Below are 16,221 nucleotides of genomic sequence, written 5' to 3'. Positions count from 1 at the left end.
CGTTACCACTCCATGCCGCCGTTTATGCCGAGCACCTGACCGGTCATGTAGCTCGATTCGTCACCGGCCAGAAACCGGACCATCCCGACGACGTCATCCGGTTCGGCGAACCGCCCCAACGGGATTCGCTCGAGGATCTTTTCTCTGACGCGGTCCGGAACGCTTCGCAGCATGTCCGTTTCGGTGAATCCGGGAGCGATGCAGTTAGCCGTCGATCCGGAGCTCGCGAGTTCGAGCGCCAGCGTTCGGGTGAAGCCGAACAGGCCGGATTTCGACGCCGCGTAGTTCGCTTGTCCGTAGTTACCCTGCTGTCCCACGACGCTCGAAACGTTGATCAACCGTCCGTTTTCCGCCCGCTCGATATCGTCGAGAAACGCCTTGGTGCAGTTGAACGTTCCGCCCAAATTGACGTCGACGACGCGGTCCCACTCCTCGCGCGTCATGTTCGCGAACGTGCTATCGGCAGTGATCCCCGCATTGTTCACCAGAACATCGATGTTCCCGAACTCCTCGTGGATCGTCCGCGCCATTCGGTCGACCGCCTGCTGGTCCGAAACGTCGGCCTGCACCGTCAAAGCGGTCTCGCCGTTCGCTTCGATCGCCTTCGCGACGTCGTTGGCCGCCGAGGCTGATGATCGGTAGTTCACCGCAACGTCAGCGCCGTATCTGGCGAACTCAAGCGCGATCTCCTTGCCGATCCCGCGGGAGGATCCGGTGACGAGACAGGTCTTGTTTCGAAGCGGTCGGCTGTGCTCCTCTTCGGACGCGTGTATGCTGAGTGCCATTACTCGAACGGGGGGACCGGCGGTACGGCCGGTCGCGAGTCGAACCGACGAACTCGCTCCAGTACCGCGTTCGTCCCTTCCCCAACGACGCTACGGCGACGGGAAAAGTAATCGTACGGAGATTTCCCGCGGACCGAGAACGTCGAGCGAGACGCAGTGGATCGGTCGACGCGCGACCCCGGACGTGTCCCGTGTTCGCGAGGGAGGCCCGCGCTTCGAGTCAGGTTTCACGCGGTGAGAATCGACTTCGGCATTGATATCCGTCCGAGATGAAGCGCTGGCACATGAAATTCGACGAATTCATCGGCGAGATACAACACCGCCTCGAACTCCCCGACACAGGACGGACGCTCCGCGCGGTTCGGGCGACGCTCATGACGCTCGGCGAGCGGATTCCGGCGGGGAACGCGGAGGATTTCGCGGCGTCGTTACCGATCGAGATCGGGTGGTACATGACCGGGGCGGTTCACGAGCACGGCCAACGGTTCGATTGGCGGGAGTTCGTCGAGCGCGTCAGCGAGATCACGAACGAGGACGGCGCGGACGCCGCCTACCAGGCGCGCGTGATCGTCGACTTCGTGCGGGGCGCGGTTCCCGAGTCTGACTTCCGACAACTCCGAGACCAGCTCCCCGAATCGCCGGACGACGAGAACTGGGGGAAGCTCTTCGAACTCACCGACAGCGGCGGATGGGAGGCCCGAGCCGAATCGGACCCCGGCACGGATCGATCGCAATAGCGGTGCGGAATCGACGCGTATCACCGCCAAAACATCGCGTTCCCGAGACAGTATAACAACGCGATCCAGCCGAGAAGCAACCCGGCGATGATCACCAGAAAGTCCGCTAACTTCGTCCCGAAGACGAACTCGTATCCGATGCCGACACTCAGCGTGAGCAACGAGAGAGCTATCAGTACGTGGCACACCCGTTCTGCGCGTGGCTCCATGGCCAACCGATCGGATTCGCCACGTATAGTAATAGAGGACGAAACGTCCGTAGCGAACGAATTCGGTCACAGACCGCCCACGAACCCCCGTCGCCGATCGGTAGGGACGACGTGCGCGGGGGACGAATCGCCGGGGGGGTCTTATATAAAGCGACAGTTAGGATATGGATAACTAGCATAAATTGTGTATTTACCTAACTGCGTTATGTTTGTTAGGTACTGTCGCTGTACGCCGACGCGGACGGTGGACAGGTATCGTCGAGCGTATTATCAATAAAAATATAAATATCTTAAAATAGGCATTGCCACCACATATAAAAAGTGCTGTTTGAAAGAAATATAAAATGTATATAATTATAATATATGTTATGTTTATTCGAACTGACGATCATGTGTGACCCGAATTCGAAGGATCAGGATATATAACCGCGTCGGGAGAGCAGTCGTAATTCGATCCATAAGAGTTACGTTCGTAATTTTAACGGCTTTCTCGAAGGATAGCACAGACGACGCGCGACTGCGTGTTGTGCCCTTCCAGCGCGAACCACCGTGCACCGAATAAATATAAAAATACAGTTATATTCGATTTATTAATATAAATAGACACATACGTTGGCGGCGCCGAAGCCGGCCGGCAGAACGTTCTTGATCTCGTACATATTTGATTGCGGATGTGCGACGAATCGGTCCGCCGGTCGAACGCTCGAGCGTGAACGGGCGAAGCGATCAGACCGGCGTCTCGATACCGCCGACGAGCAGTTCGGCGACAGCCGCCGCCACGTCCTCGTGTTCGGTCGGGTTCTCCAACAGCACCGTCTCGCTCGGGAACAGCCGCTCGCCGACGCTCAGCCCGTGATCACGGGCCGTCGAGCCGGTGACGGTGAGGTAGATCCCGACCCCGATCGAGGCGATCGCAGCTTCTTCGTCGCGGTCGTCGGGGTACCGAAACGACACGCCGTCGGTAGCCTCGGTGCCGAGAACCGCACGAACGAGCCGTTCGTAGCGGGGTGAGATACACAGCGGTCCCTCGTATCCGCGAAGGAACTCCCTGTCGGGGGCGTCGGCCACGTCGGGCATCGAAAGCAACGCGTGATGAACCGTATCGCCGAGCCCGTCGACGACGCGGACATCGGTGTCGTGTGGGTCGATCCGGTCGTTGAGTTCGTCGAGCGACGAGAGCGGCTCGGGCTCGATGCTGACGACCTCTTCGAGGACGAGGTCCGCGCTATCGAACCCGAGTCCGAACTCGTGCTTTCGAAGCGCTCGGAACGGCTCTTCGCGTCCGACCAGATGGAGTTCGTGCTCGCCGAGATCGACGCGCAGCGAGTCGAAGACGATTCGCCTCGGAACCCCCAGTCTGGCGTCGCGCAACAGCGTGTACTCGGGGTGGTATCGATCCGTATCGCTGTACTCCGCCAGCCGATCGTAGACGTCCTCCGCCGGGGTCTGCGTACCCTTGGTGACCGCCTTCTCGTAGCGGAGCGTCGAGGCGATCGAATCTGCCTGCTCCTCGAGATCGGCGACGGCTGCGACCCGATCGAGGACCGCCTCCAGCGGCCTGCCCTTCCGCGGAACGGCGACGGGGATCGTCGTCATTGTCGGACTCTGACGCTCGATGAATAAAATCAGACTGGTTTCGACCGCGTCCACGAACGACCCCATCAGAACGCCCGACAGCGCGTTCGAACAGCCGGGACTACTCGCCGTCTCGACCGTCGGCGTCGTCCCCGCCTTCGGTATCGGACGGGTCGTCGGCGTCCGTCTCACCTTCGGGGATCGCCGCTGGGTCGTCGGACGGATCCTCGGATTCTCCGTCGCTCGATTCGGCGTCGGGGGCCGGGGAGCCGTCGGGATCGATCGCGTCCTCGATGGAGCCGTCGTTCCCCACTGGGTTGTCGCCCCCGTCGTCGATCGTCCCCTCCGCCGTCAGCCCACCCAGCGCCCGGGTGAGGCGATCACGCATCTCGATGACCGCCGAGAGTTCGTCTGAGAACGCCTCGATGTCGGACTCCATTCGCTCGACCTCCGCTCGGAGCTCGTCGATCTCCGAATCGAGTTGGTCGTCGATCGATTCGGCAGACTCGTGGGCGTCCTCGGCGAGCGACTCGACCTCGTCCAGTCGAGTCGTCGTCCCCTCGTACTCGTCGCGGAGATCCTCGAGAAGCCCCTGTGCGTCGCCGTTCTCGTCGATGAACGCTTCGAGCGCGTCGGTGTACGCCTCGAGATCCGCGACCGCCGACTGGAGGTGTTCGATCCGCGCCTCGACGGTCGCTCGCGTCAGATCGATCCCGAGCGCATCGCGGAGTTCGGCGACGGCCGGGTCGTCGGGGTCGGCCGCCTCGATCTCCGCGGCGAGTGTCGAAAGCACGTCGGCGTCACCGGCTCGCGTGGCGGCAGCGCCCTCCGAGTCGCTCGCGCGCCCGTGATCGGTATCGGAGGGGACGATCTCGCCATCGAAATCCTCAGCCCCCATCTCGGAGCCGTTTTCGATCCGCTCGATCGCGGGAACGGCGTTCGAGTCGTCTTCGACGGCCGCGACGGCGGCGTCGACGGCGGCCGAGGCCTCCGCTTCGTCGCCGTCGAGCGGCGGGTCGACGGACTCGATCGACGGCTCACCCAGGAACTTCGCGGGAACGTCCGCGTCGCTACCGCGGAGTCCGTAGACGGTCGTATACTCCTCGCCGCCGGAAAACTCGCGTTCGAAGACGATCTCGTCCCCATCGACATCCCAGAACTCGGCACCGTATTTGGGGTGAAAGCCAACGTTCTCGGGGGCGATGTCGTCGGAAACGGTGTCGACGAGCCGGACGGTGACCGACTCCTCGCGGTCCGAACTGATCGCGAAGGCGATAGCCGGGACGGGGAAATCGTCCGGCTCGAACGATTTCTCGACGGTGATGCCGTCTCTGATCGCGGTTACGCCCTCCTCGTGGTCGACGTCAGGCATACCCACTAGTGTGACGGTTTCGAGATAAAGGTACGCGCTGGCTCGGCGGGCCGAACCGACGGTTACACCGACGTTCGATCGCCGATTTCGAGCACTTCGAGTGTCCGCGGATGCTCGAAGCCACGGACGTGGTCCCGGAGCGCGGATGGGTCCGCCGTGAGCCCCTTCCACATGTCCCAGTGCGTCGGGAGCAGCCGATCGGTCCGGAGCTGATTCGCCGCTTCGGCCGCCATGTTCTCGTCGGCGTACCACTTGGTGTACGTCGGTTCCCGAGTCTGCTTGTCGGGAATCATCCCCGAAGAGCCGAACGCCACGACCGCGAGGTCGATATCGTACCGCGAGCCGATATCCTCGAACGCTTCGCTCGGGCGGGCGTCGCCGCCGTGGAAGAACGTCCCCGAATCGTGCTCGACGACGTAGGAGACCGGATGGTCGGCGTCGGGATCGTGCGCCGGTTCGACGTGGACCGTCAGCGAGCCGATTTCGAGGGTATCTCCCTCCGCGATCTCGGAGATTCCGTCCGCGTCGACGCCGTACTCGTTCGTCCACGCCCGAGCGATCTCGGCCGAGGCGGAGGGACCGAAGAACTCCGCATCCGTTCCGGTGAGAATCGGAGCCTGAGAGGGACCGTGCGTGTGGTCGGTGTGCTCGTGCGTGGCCAAGAGAGCGTCGGCCGAACGCACGTCTTCGGGCGCGAAGGGGATCGGAATCATCCGAACGGTCCGCGGCGGATCGCCGATTCCGAGGTACGGGTCGATGAAGACTGTGGTCTCGTCCGACGTCTTCAACGCGAAGCCGTTGCAGCCCAGATACCACAGATCGAGGCCGTCGGGGTCGGCCTCGGCGACCGCGGTCGGGAGCCAATCGCCCCAATCGGAGTGTACGCTCATGGGTGGCGATGCGGCGGCGGGCCTCAAAAACCCGGGCGGTTCGTCCGCCCCATCTTCTGGTATGGGCGAGCGCGAGAGCCGCGGTGTCACCCGTCGCGATCGGGATGCCATCGAGGGCGGAACTCGAACCGAGCGCCGTGCGGGTCGGCGTCGGTGAGATCAAATTCCCAGCCGTGCGCGTCGGCAACCGCCTCGACGATCGCCAGGCCGATCCCGGTGCCGCGCTCGAGCGTCGAGTAGCCGAAGTCGAAGACTTCCTCGCGGTTGGCCGCCGGGATTCCGGGACCGTCGTCCTCGACGTAGAAGCCGTCGCCGAGCGCGCCGAGGCGGACGGTCACGTTCGGTCCCGCGTGGTCGACGGCGTTCCGAAACAGGTTCTCGAACAGTTGGAGGATGCGGCTCTCGTCGCCGTTGATCGCGCCGAGCCCGCCATCGATCTCGAGGGTCGCATCGGTCGTCTCGACGTTCGCCCACGCGGCCTCGGCGAGCGCCCGAAGCTCCAACTCGACCATGTCGTCGACGGTCTGACCGTATCGGCCGAGCGCCCGGAGATCGGTGATGAGGTTCCCCATCCGGTCGAGCGCGTCGCGAACCTTGTCCAGCGACTCGGTCGACTCCTCCTCGATCGCGACGTCAAGCCAGCCGGACGCGATCGACAGCGGACTGCGGAGATCGTGGCTCACCGTCGCGGAGTACTCCTCGAGCCGCTCGTTTTGCTGTTCGAGCAGCCGTCGGTACTCGCGGCGATCGGTGACGTCGGACACGACGGCGACGATCCGATCGACCGCCCCATCGACGTCGTGTATCGGCGCGGCGTTGACCGAGAGCCAGACGGTGTCCCCGATCGGCGTCTCGATACCGAGTTCGGCATCGAAGACCGGCTCGCCGCGTTCGATGGCGGTGGATACGGGGAGTTCGGGCGTCCGAAGAGTCGTTCCGTCCTCACTGAGCAGCCTCCAGCGGTCGTCGTCGTACGTCCGGTCGGTTATCTCCGCTCGGGTGAGTCCGAGAACGGTTTCGGCGCGCTGGTTCGCGTCCACGATCTGCCCGTCCGCCTCGACGACGACGATACCGACGGGGCTCGTTTCGAACACCTTGGTCAACATATCCGTTTTGCGGCGGAGTTCGAGCCGGTCGGTCTCCCGGTCGGTTACGTCCCTGAGCGCCGAGAGGTGGATCCCCGGCAGGATGACGGCGCTCGCGGCGAACTCGACGGTTCGAACGGTGCCGTCCGGGCGGCGAATCTCGAGTTGACCGCGGGCGTGGCCCTTCTCGAGAAACGCGTTCCACGCCGCCTCGAAATCGACGTCGGCGGAGAGGAAGTCCGCGATCGACTGCCCGACGAGTTCGTCGCTCGAACACCCGAGCAGCTCGCCTGCGGCTTCGTTCGCTTCGATGTAGGTTCCGTCGTCGTCCGCCAACAGGAGTGCGTCGAGCGTCCCCTCGAACATCGCACGGAACAGCCGGTCGTCGGTCGGCACTGCGGCCATATCCACGACAGACACCGACGGTATGAAAAGATTCGTACCGCCCGCCCGAAGATGTTGACGTCTCAGTCTTGACAGCAGCCGCCTGCGGTCTGCCCGAACTCGACGTCGAGCGGTTCGGAGATGATATGATCGATCTCCTGGAGTCGGAGTTCGATGTCCGATTTCGCGCGGAGATACGCGTTCATCGTGGGATTGTCGTGCAGTTCCTCCTGGGCGGCTTGCAGCTCGCGTAGATCCTCGTTCGACGCGGTGCCGGTCTCTCGGGCCATCAGGAACTCCTCGCGTAGCTGCTCAAACGACGCCATCTCGCGTTGGAGTTCGGGGTCGGCCTGGATCGCCGCCTTTGCCTCGACGAACGCCTCGTAAGCGGGGAGTTCGGTGATCGCCTCGCCCAGTTCCTCGGCGAGTTCCGTCGCCTGTGCTTCGGGAGTCATCTCGACGCTCATTGGCAATGGTTCGGAGCGGCCTCGTATAGGCGTGCCGAATGCGGACAGTTGTCGGGATCTACGGTCCCGGAAGCGTCCCGAAACGCGGCTGTTTTAGTCCCTGACCCACAACCGAATGCTAATGAGCCACGAATCGGACGTCGAACGAACACCGGGCGACCTCCGTAATACGGGGATGGCGCTCAAACACGAGCGCACGTGGGATTACGAACTCGACCGGATCGTCGAGGCGGTCGAAGAGCGCGACGCGACGAAGGTCGGCTTACAGTTTCCCGAGGGACTGAAACGCCGCGCCGGCCGGGTCGCGGACGATCTCCGGACGCTGTTGCCCGACGACACGAATGTCCTCATTTCGGGACAGCCCTGTTACGGCGCGTGCGACCTCGATACGTACATGATGCGGCGGACTGACGTGTTCGTTCACTTTGGACACTCGCCGATGAAGGAATCGGACAAGATCATTTACGTCCCCCTGTTCTCGAACGTCGACGTGACGCCGATCATGGAGAAATCGCTGGAGACGCTCGCCTCGCCCGGCGAGGACGACACCGTGGGGCTCGTGACGACGGCTCAACACATGAACAAGTTCGACGAGATGAAGTCGTGGCTCACAGACCGCGGCTACACCGTCGAGACGCGCCGCGGCGACGAGCGGCTGACCCACGAGGGGCAGGTGCTCGGCTGCAACTACGCGTCGGCGGACGTCGACGCCGACCAGATCCTCTACGTCGGCGGCGGGAAGTTCCACCCGCTGGGGCTGGCGATGGAACACCCCGACAAGACGGTGATCATCGCCGACCCCGTGAACAACGTTGTCACGATCGCCGACACGGAGAAGTTCCTGAAACAGCGCTACGGGGCGGTGCACCGCGCGATGGACGCCGAGGAGTGGGGCGTCGTCTTCTGTACGAAGATCGGCCAGGGCCGGTGGGACGTCGCCGAGGAGATCGTCGAGGACAACGAGAACGCCTACCTCCTGACGATGGACGAGGTCACCCCGGACCGGCTGACGAACTTCGGCTTCGACGCCTACGTGAACACCGGCTGTCCCCGGATCACAACCGACGACGGGCCGCAGTTCAAACAGCCGATGCTGACCCCCGGCGAGTACAAGATCGCGATCGGCGAGGAGCCACTCGACAGTCTGGAGTTCGACACGTTCCACGGCACGTGGTAGAACGCTGCTAAAGATCCGTCTCGGAGGGGATATTTGATGTGTTGGTTCAAAATCTCGAACCATTGCACAGGCCAAACAGTCATAGGGCCTCGGCCGAAAGCACCGTCAAATGGCTTCCGCCGACACGGCCGACAGGGATCGACTCGTCGAGCTGTACCGGACCTACATCGGGGAACCGGACCGCCGAACGGATGTGTATCTCGGGTTTACACTCTTCTTCGGCGGGCTCGGGCTCGGGCTCCTCGGTCTGTTCCTGTTCGTCCTCGAACGCGCCGTCCTCGATGGGCTGGTCTTTTGGATCAGAGAGATCGCCTTTGCGATCGGCGCGCTCGGCCTCCCGCTCATCTTGGTCGCGGTCGTCGTGTTGCTTCCGGCCGACCGCCGCGCGCTGTACATCGCGGTTGGCGGGTTCGCAGTGGTCGTCATCTCCGTCGGCTTCTTCGTCACGGTGTATCCGTCCAACTGGAACTACGGCACGCCGGATTACAGTCTCCACGGCGTGACGGTCTACGCCGTCGGCCTGATCAGCACGCTCGCCGCGACCGGTTCGGCACTGGTCGGCTACCATGTCGAACGCGTCGAAGGCGGCCCCGCGACCGCCGAGGGGGAAACCGGTACGGCCGGCGGAACTGCGGGGTCGACCGGCACCGACGATCCGGCGGCCACGGCAGCGAAGGTACAGCAGGACATCGACGAGGCCATGTCCGAGACCGAGGTCAATTGGGGCGGCGTCGAGAAGGTCGAGACGGAACGGCTTCGGATCACGCCCGACGAGAACCTCGACGGCGAGTCACTGAACCAAGAGTCGGCGAAGGTCCACCGGTCGGCGGGCATCGACGACCAGCTCTCGGCGCTTCGGGGGATGAAGGGAGGCGAACAGCGGACCGACAGCGGCAGCGGGGTCGACGAGCAGGCGGCGGCGTTACAGGAGCTTCGAGAGCAGAAGCGACGGGAGGCCGAGGCCGAGGATTCGGGGCTGGTCGATCAGGTGAAGTCGTACTTCGGCAAGTAGCGGCCGAGCGGAGCAGGCGGAGACGTCGACTGCCGAACCGACCGCTACTGTGCGAACGCGACCCATTCGTAGACGACGGGAGAGGAAACGGGGAGTAGTTTTAATACGCCGCCAGCGACGGTCTTGGTATGGCCCGTGGCATTGACGTCGGGACGATGAATCTCGTCTCGGCCAGACAGGACGGCAGCGAAACGGTCTTCGTATCGCAGCGGAACTCCTTCGTCGAGATCGACTACAGCGACATGGCCGAGCGGATGCTCAGTCGATCCGACGTTCTCCACATCCGAAAGGACGACAACGTCTACGTCGTCGGCGACGACGCGTTGAACTTCGCGAACATCTTCAACGAGGAGACGCGTCGCCCGATGAAACGCGGGATACTCTCCTCGGAGGAGAAGTCCGCGATCCCGATGATCAGGCTCATCCTCGAACAGGTCGTCGGCGAACCCGAACGCCCCAACGAGCGCGTCTACTTCTCGACGCCGGCGGATCCGATCGACTCGGATCTCTCGACACTGTACCACCAGAAGACGCTCGAATCGTTCCTCGGCGACATCGGGTACGACCCCGAACCGATCAACGAGGGGATGGCGGTCATCTACTCCGAGCTCGCCGATCACAACTTCACCGGTCTCGGTATCTCCTTCGGCGCGGGCATGACGAACGTCTGTCTGTCTTACTACGCGGTCCCGGTCATGACGTTCAGCGTCGCCCGCGGGGGCGATTGGATCGACGAGCAGACCGCGACCGCAACCGGCGAGAACGTCGACAAGGTCACCTCGGTCAAGGAGGAGGACTTCCGACTCGACTTCACGACGGACGCGGGCGGCGTCGAGGGCGCGTTGTCGATCTACTACGACAACCTGCTCGATTACGTCATCGAGAACGTGGTCAAGGAGGTCAACAACGAGGACGTCGAGGAAGGCCTCGACGTGCCGGTGGTCGTGACCGGCGGCACTTCCAGTCCGCCGGGCTTCGAGAAGCTCTTCGAGGAACGGCTGAACAAGGCCGACATCCCGTTCTCGATCAGCCACGTTCGAAAGGCGGACGAGCCGCTCTACAGCGTCGCCCGTGGCGCGTTGGTCGCATCCAGAACCGAGGAAGGAAGCGGCACCGGAGACGCCGAGGCGGAAGGCGAAGTAGAAGCTGAGGACTGATCACCCGGGCCGGTCGCAGACGAATCAGGAATCGCCGTCTTTTTCACCCGAATGGATCGCGAGGTGACCGTAGAGGCCGCGTTGTGTGTCGAACTCCGCATCGCAGATATCACAGACGAACCGCTCGTCCGACCCGTCCGCCGCCTCGAACGCCGCCGCGAGAGCCGGGTCGGGTCGAGCGACGCGGACGACGGTCGGTTCCGGTGAGGCGCCAGCGCCCGGCTCGTCGTCGAGAATGAGTTCGAGCGCTGGCTCGCCGCCGATCGTCTCGATCGTCACCGATCCGGACGCGGCGGCGTCGGCGTACCGATCGATCGCCTCGTCCCACGATTCGAGCGATCGCCGTTCGCCGCGGTGTTCGACCGGTACGCCGACGTAGCCGCAGCTTCCGCAGCCGACGGCCTCGCGACCCCCGAGGGTGTATCTGTCGAGCTCGCTCTCACAGCGGGGACAGTTCATGGCGAGGCGTTACATCGGCGGTGAAAAGAATGTACTCCCGATGTAGAATAACCCACAATCATATACAAATTTATACCTATACCCACGAGTATTACACAACGATGACAGAGGGGACGCCCGGCGCGACACGACGACGATTGGCCCAGGAGTTGGCGGTCGTCGCGGGCTTCGAAGACCCGCGCGCGCCGCTCGAACAGTACCACACGCCGCCCGATCTGGCTGCCCACATCGTCCACGTGGCTGACCTGCAGGGCGATGTGGAGGGCCAGACAGTCCTCGATCTAGGGTGTGGAACGGGAATGCTCGCGCTCGGCGCGGCGCTTCGGGGGCCCGAACGGGCCGTCGGAATGGATATCGATCCCGCACCGCTCTCGACGGCGCGCGAGAACGAACGCCGAGTCGGCGCGATGACGGACGTCTCGTGGGTTCGTGGCGACGTGACCGCGGTTCCGCTCGCCCCCAACGGGCCGGCGACCGTCCTGATGAACCCGCCGTTCGGCGCACAGTCCGGCAACGAGGGGGCCGATCGAGCCTTTCTGCAGACGGCCGCCGAGATATCGAGCGTCTCGTACTCCGTTCACAACGCCGGCAGCGAATCGTTCATCGAGGCCTTCGCCGGCGACAACGGCGGCACCGTGACGCACGCGTTCGCCGCCGAGTTCGAGCTGCCGAAACAGTTCGATCACCACACGTCCGCCTCCCGATCGATCGACACCGAAGTGTACCGGATCGAGTGGGTGTAGCTCAGGCTGCCCGTTGGGCGATTCGAACCCGCGTTTCGCCCCGTTTGACGAACAGGCTTCGCCCCGCGCGGACGAAGGTGAGCCCGCCCGCGGTCGTCGTCACGTTGTCCGCTGGAATCACCGTCGACCCGACTCGATCGCCCCGATAGAACACCCTCGCTTCGAACCGGTCCCCGACGGGCGCGATCGTGACGTTCCGGCCGTCGACGACGGCGTCCGAGCGGGCGGGATCAGCTCGAAAGACGACGGGTCGTTCCTCGGCGGCCGCGGGCCCGAGGCGGACGTTGTGAGTCGAGTTACCGCCTGCGACCGCCCACGTCTCCCGCGTCACGCGAACGTCCTCCCTCCAAGAGAGGCCGCCGATCCGGATCGTCGCCGCGCCGTTCGTTTCGAGACGCCCGGCCGACACTTCCTCCCACCAGATGTTTCGTCGCTCCGAGACGACGATGACGCCGCTCGCGTTGACGCGGCCGTCGGTCACGTTTTCCTGGCCAGGGATCGGAACGGCAGGGACGAACTGGTTTTCCACGTTCTCGGCGTAAAAGACCGTGTAATCCCTGATCTCGGTCGGCTCGGCGTCTTCCAACCCCGCGGAAGGGTCGTCCACGGCGTAGAGGTTGAGCGGGACGGTGACGAACGAGATCGCCAGGACGACCGCCAGAACCGATCCGAACGCCGCCTCGCGGCGCGAGAGATCGATACGCGGGAGCAACTCGCGGGTCGTCGCGGTCGCACCGCTCGCGACGAGGGCGGCGAGCACGAACACCGACGCCATCCCGAGCGCTCGAAAGAGCCGAAACGTCTCGGAGCCCTCCGGGACGTAGATCGCCCACAGCCCCCGGTCGACGGCGAAGGCGAGCGCCGCGATCCAGACATGTTCCGGCTTCGGTCGAACGTCCCGGCGGTGCAACAGCGCGATACCCGCCGTCGCGCCGAGCAAGAGCCCGAGCGCGTGTCCCTGGATCGCGATTCCTGCCCACCACGGCCGCGAAAACGTTTCGACGGCGGTCCGCTGGATTTCGGGCACCAACACCGCGTTGTACAGCTCCGTGACGATTCGCGTCGAAAGCGCAACGACGGCGGTCGCGATCGGGAACCGAACGAGGGCGAACCCGACGAAAGCGTAGACGACGCCGGAGAAGCCGATCACCGGCCCGAGGCCGAACACGGAGGTGAGCACCGCCGCGACGGCGATCGCGCAGACCCAGATCGCGATCCTGACCAGGGGGTTCGAGAGCGGCGAGGAAAACGAGAAGCTTCCGCGTCGACGCGGGAAGTGACCCCACGCGTACTCCGCGAGCGAGCCGAACACGAGCGTCGAGAGCAGGTTGCCCGTGACGTGGCCGAGCCCCGAGTGAGCGAATCCGGCGGTGAGTATCCCGATCGGATACAAGTAGCTGTACGCCCGAAACGGAATATCGAGCGGATTTCGCGGATTGGCGAGTCCGTCTTGCACGAACAAATAAAACGCGGCTACGGCGACGACCGCGACGAGCGTCCCCCAGGGGACGCCCATGACGAGTCGCTTTCGAGTCGTCAGTCCCCATCGGCCCCTGGGGCGGCTCAGCGACACGAGCACGGCCACGGACGTGGTCACCCCCGCAACGAGAAGGAGATACCACGCGAGGGTCACGGGATCCATATCCGGTTGATGGACCGGACGAACAAATAAGCTCGTGGGTGTCCGGACGCAGGTCGGTTAAATCGTCATGTCGCCGTCGATGATGGCGAGCGCCTGGTCCGCGAGCGCGGGGACGCCGTCACGCATCTTCGGATACATCGGATCGTCGGCGTTTCCTTCGAGATGTCGGCGGAAGAACATCTCACCGAGCCCCGCGAGTTTATACGTCGCAAGCACCCAATAGAACGTTGGGTTGTCGTATTCGAAGCCGGTCTTTCGCTCGTAGCGATCGATGAGTTCCTGACGAGTCGGATAGCCATCGTTCGTCATGAACGGCTGATCGAGCGACGGAATCGCCGGCTCTGGGTCCTTCGGCTCACGCCAGTAGAACAGCATCCACCCGAGGTCGGTGAACGGATCGCCGAGCGTCGACAGCTCCCAGTCGAAGATCGCCGCGATCTTCGGATCTTCGGTGGGGCCGAACATCACGTTGTCGAGTTTGTAATCGCCGTGAACGAGCGTGTGCGGATACTGGTCGTCGCTCGGGACATTGTCCTCGAGCCACTCCATGACCTCGTACAGCTCCTCGACTTCCCGTTCGTCCTCGGTGACCTTGAACGCCCACTTCAACTGCTTGGACCATCGCTTGACCTGTCGGTGAGTGAACCCCGCTGGGTAGCCGAAGTCGCCCTTACTGAGCCCCACGGCGTCGTAATCGACGTCGTGAATCTCGACGAGCCGGTCGACCATCTCGTGGCCGATTCGCTCTCGTTTTTCCGGCGTGGCGAACCGCTCCGGTTCGGTGTCGCGGAGCACGTCACCGTCCTGTCGCTCCATCGCGTAGAACTCATCGCCGATGATCGTTTCATCCTCGCACGCGAGCACGGTTCGCGGAACGCGCACGTCGGTGTCCTGAAGGGCGTGTATGACTTTGTACTCTCTGAGCACGTCGTGGGCGTTTTCGGCGATGTCACCCGGCGGCGGCCGGCGGATGACGAGTTCCGTGTCGCCCCAGGTGACGAACAGCGTTTCGTTCGAGTGACCCTCTTGATGATGTCGGACGTCGTAGTCCTCAACGGACCCCAACTCCGCCGTCAGATACGCCCGTAGCGAGTCTTTGTTGACGATTCGACCGAAGTAGTCGGAGTCGGTCCCCGTCATACCGACTCACCACTCGATATCACTAACATTGTAAGACCACATGTGAGATCGTCTCACAAATATCTGCCGACATCGCTCGAAATACCGCCATACCTCCCGAACGATCGTGTTAGTCAGCGGACGGGAGTTTTACAATGTTTTACCGCGAAGAAGTGGTATGAGATACCACGATTCCCCCGAGGCGACCGAGCTCGCCGAACGCGCCAGCGAGTTCGTCGACGAGGTCGTCATTCCCGAAGAGCGCGGACTGCTCGGCGGTGGCCCGCCCGACGTCGACGTGATCGCGGACCTCCGCGAGGAGGCGAAGGATCGATCCGTGTACTGCCCGCAGATCGACGAGGAGTACGGCGGGATGGGACTCGATTTCAGGGACGTGTTGCCGCTGTTCGAGGAGGCCGGTCGGTCGCTCCTCGGCCCGACCGCGATGCGCGTCGACGCGCCGGACGAGGGTAACATGCACACGCTGGAACTCGTCGGCACCGAAGAGCAAAAACAGGAGTACCTCGCACCGCTCGTCTCGGGCGACATCCGATCGGCGTTCGCGATGACCGAACCGCGAGACGGCGGCGGCTCGGATCCGAAGATGCTTTCGACGACGGCCGAGTTGGACGGGGACGAGTACGTCATCGACGGGCACAAGTGGTGGACGACCCAGGGGCGTCACGCCGACGTCCTGCTCACGATGGCGATCACTGATCCCGAGGCGCACCCGTACAACGGTGCCTCGATCATCCTCGTCCCGACGGACGCCGACGGGCTCGAGTTCGTCCGCGACATCCCCCACCTCGGGCCCGACATGGACGGGCACGGCCACTCGGAGTTCGTCTTCGACAGCGTTCGCGTCCCCCGCGAGAACCTCCTCGGCGAGGAACACGCCGGCTTCACGATCGCCCAACAGCGACTCGGTCCCGCGCGACTGACGCACTGTATGCGCTTTTCGGGGATGGCGTCGCGCGCGCTGGACGTCGCGAAGGCGTACATGTCCGACCGCAACGCGTTCGGAACGAGCCTCTCGAACAAACAGTCGCTCCGGTACGAGATCGCCGACGCCGAGACCGAGCTTCACGGGGCCAGGACGATGGTCCGTCACGCCGCCGCGGAGATCACCCGCGGCGAGGAGGCCCGCGTTCCGGTCTCGATGTCGAAGATCTTCACCGCGAACGTCGCACAGAACGCGATCGACCTCGCGATCCAGTGTTGTGGCGGGGCGGGCATGTCCCGCGACCTACCGCTTGCGGACTTCTACGAGGCCGTCCGCGCGTTCAGACTGGTCGATGGGGCCGACGAGGTCCACAAGCGCGTCATCGCGCGCGACTCGTTCGACGGGGCGGTCGAGCACCTCGACGAACTGGAGAACCTGCCGACGTTCTGAACGGTCCTCAGCGAT

At 63.7% G+C, this 16,221-nt stretch carries 16 protein-coding genes; 6 read left to right on the top strand and 10 right to left on the bottom strand.

Annotated elements, in window-relative coordinates:
* Positions 1 to 2: 2 nt before the first annotated feature.
* Positions 3 to 785 carry a 3-oxoacyl-[acyl-carrier-protein] reductase gene (fabG, locus tag DM868_RS01025; protein ID WP_137275005.1) on the bottom strand — a complete coding sequence of 261 codons (783 nt, stop codon included), beginning with the start codon at positions 783 to 785 and terminating at the stop codon, positions 3 to 5.
* Positions 786 to 1,069: 284 nt separating this feature from the next.
* Between fabG and DM868_RS01020 the strand changes: the two genes are divergently transcribed.
* Entirely contained in the window at positions 1,070 to 1,522 is a 453-nt protein-coding gene (locus tag DM868_RS01020; RefSeq protein WP_137275004.1) for a DUF2267 domain-containing protein, read from the top strand.
* A gap of 20 nt (positions 1,523 to 1,542) precedes the next feature.
* Here DM868_RS01020 and DM868_RS01015 read toward each other — a convergent pair whose 3' ends face one another.
* From DM868_RS01015 to DM868_RS00990, 6 genes are all read right to left on the bottom strand, one after another.
* Positions 1,543 to 1,731: a hypothetical protein gene (locus DM868_RS01015; RefSeq protein ID WP_137275003.1), complete on the bottom strand. Its 189-nt coding sequence runs from the start codon at positions 1,729 to 1,731 to the stop codon at positions 1,543 to 1,545.
* Between the two features lie 726 nt (positions 1,732 to 2,457).
* On the bottom strand, positions 2,458 to 3,327 hold the full coding sequence (locus DM868_RS01010; RefSeq protein WP_137275002.1) for a hypothetical protein: 870 nt from the start codon (positions 3,325 to 3,327) through the stop codon (positions 2,458 to 2,460).
* 100 nt (positions 3,328 to 3,427) lie between these two features.
* The gene (locus DM868_RS01005; RefSeq protein ID WP_137275001.1) at positions 3,428 to 4,678 is read right to left on the bottom strand and encodes a hypothetical protein; all 1,251 of its coding nucleotides are present in this window, start codon (positions 4,676 to 4,678) and stop codon (positions 3,428 to 3,430) included.
* A gap of 62 nt (positions 4,679 to 4,740) precedes the next feature.
* Positions 4,741 to 5,568, bottom strand: a complete 828-nt coding sequence (locus tag DM868_RS01000) for an MBL fold metallo-hydrolase (protein WP_137275000.1) — start codon at positions 5,566 to 5,568, stop codon at positions 4,741 to 4,743.
* An 86-nt stretch (positions 5,569 to 5,654) separates the two neighbouring features.
* Positions 5,655 to 7,058: a PAS domain S-box protein gene (locus DM868_RS00995; RefSeq protein ID WP_137274999.1), complete on the bottom strand. Its 1,404-nt coding sequence runs from the start codon at positions 7,056 to 7,058 to the stop codon at positions 5,655 to 5,657.
* A 62-nt stretch (positions 7,059 to 7,120) separates the two neighbouring features.
* On the bottom strand, positions 7,121 to 7,504 hold the full coding sequence (locus tag DM868_RS00990) for a YlbF family regulator (protein WP_137274998.1): 384 nt from the start codon (positions 7,502 to 7,504) through the stop codon (positions 7,121 to 7,123).
* 121 nt (positions 7,505 to 7,625) lie between these two features.
* Between DM868_RS00990 and dph2 the strand changes: the two genes are divergently transcribed.
* The 3 genes from dph2 to DM868_RS00975 all read left to right on the top strand — a co-directional run bounded on the left by dph2 (position 7,626) and on the right by DM868_RS00975 (position 10,850).
* Positions 7,626 to 8,681 (top strand): diphthamide biosynthesis enzyme Dph2, encoded by a 1,056-nt coding sequence (dph2, locus tag DM868_RS00985; RefSeq protein ID WP_137274997.1) that lies wholly within the window; start codon positions 7,626 to 7,628, stop codon positions 8,679 to 8,681.
* 109 nt (positions 8,682 to 8,790) lie between these two features.
* Positions 8,791 to 9,693: a DUF7139 domain-containing protein gene (locus DM868_RS00980; RefSeq protein ID WP_137274996.1), complete on the top strand. Its 903-nt coding sequence runs from the start codon at positions 8,791 to 8,793 to the stop codon at positions 9,691 to 9,693.
* Between the two features lie 128 nt (positions 9,694 to 9,821).
* Complete coding sequence (locus tag DM868_RS00975) at positions 9,822 to 10,850, top strand: hypothetical protein (protein WP_137274995.1); 1,029 nt, start codon at positions 9,822 to 9,824, stop codon at positions 10,848 to 10,850.
* Positions 10,851 to 10,874: 24 nt separating this feature from the next.
* Here the strand turns inward: DM868_RS00975 and DM868_RS00970 are convergent, their stop codons facing one another.
* Entirely contained in the window at positions 10,875 to 11,309 is a 435-nt protein-coding gene (locus DM868_RS00970; RefSeq protein ID WP_137274994.1) for a C2H2-type zinc finger protein, read from the bottom strand.
* A 101-nt stretch (positions 11,310 to 11,410) separates the two neighbouring features.
* On the opposite strand from DM868_RS00970, the gene DM868_RS00965 reads away from it, so the two are divergent.
* Complete coding sequence (locus DM868_RS00965; RefSeq protein ID WP_137274993.1) at positions 11,411 to 12,052, top strand: METTL5 family protein; 642 nt, start codon at positions 11,411 to 11,413, stop codon at positions 12,050 to 12,052.
* Between the two features lies 1 nt (position 12,053).
* On the opposite strand, the gene DM868_RS00960 is transcribed toward DM868_RS00965, so the two are convergent.
* Positions 12,054 to 13,694 carry a rhomboid family intramembrane serine protease gene (locus DM868_RS00960; protein WP_137274992.1) on the bottom strand — a complete coding sequence of 547 codons (1,641 nt, stop codon included), beginning with the start codon at positions 13,692 to 13,694 and terminating at the stop codon, positions 12,054 to 12,056.
* Positions 13,695 to 13,751: 57 nt separating this feature from the next.
* Complete coding sequence (locus tag DM868_RS00955) at positions 13,752 to 14,834, bottom strand: phosphotransferase family protein (protein WP_137274991.1); 1,083 nt, start codon at positions 14,832 to 14,834, stop codon at positions 13,752 to 13,754.
* Between the two features lie 157 nt (positions 14,835 to 14,991).
* Here DM868_RS00955 and DM868_RS00950 point away from each other — a divergent pair, with 157 nt between their 5' ends.
* Positions 14,992 to 16,206: an acyl-CoA dehydrogenase family protein gene (locus DM868_RS00950; RefSeq protein WP_137274990.1), complete on the top strand. Its 1,215-nt coding sequence runs from the start codon at positions 14,992 to 14,994 to the stop codon at positions 16,204 to 16,206.
* The last annotated feature ends 15 nt before the right edge of the window (positions 16,207 to 16,221 follow it).

The organism is Natronomonas salsuginis, from assembly GCF_005239135.1.
Taxonomy (GTDB): domain Archaea; phylum Halobacteriota; class Halobacteria; order Halobacteriales; family Haloarculaceae; genus Natronomonas; species Natronomonas salsuginis.
The sequence above is the reverse complement of the archived record's forward strand: the minus strand, read 5'-3'. Positions and strand labels throughout refer to the sequence as shown.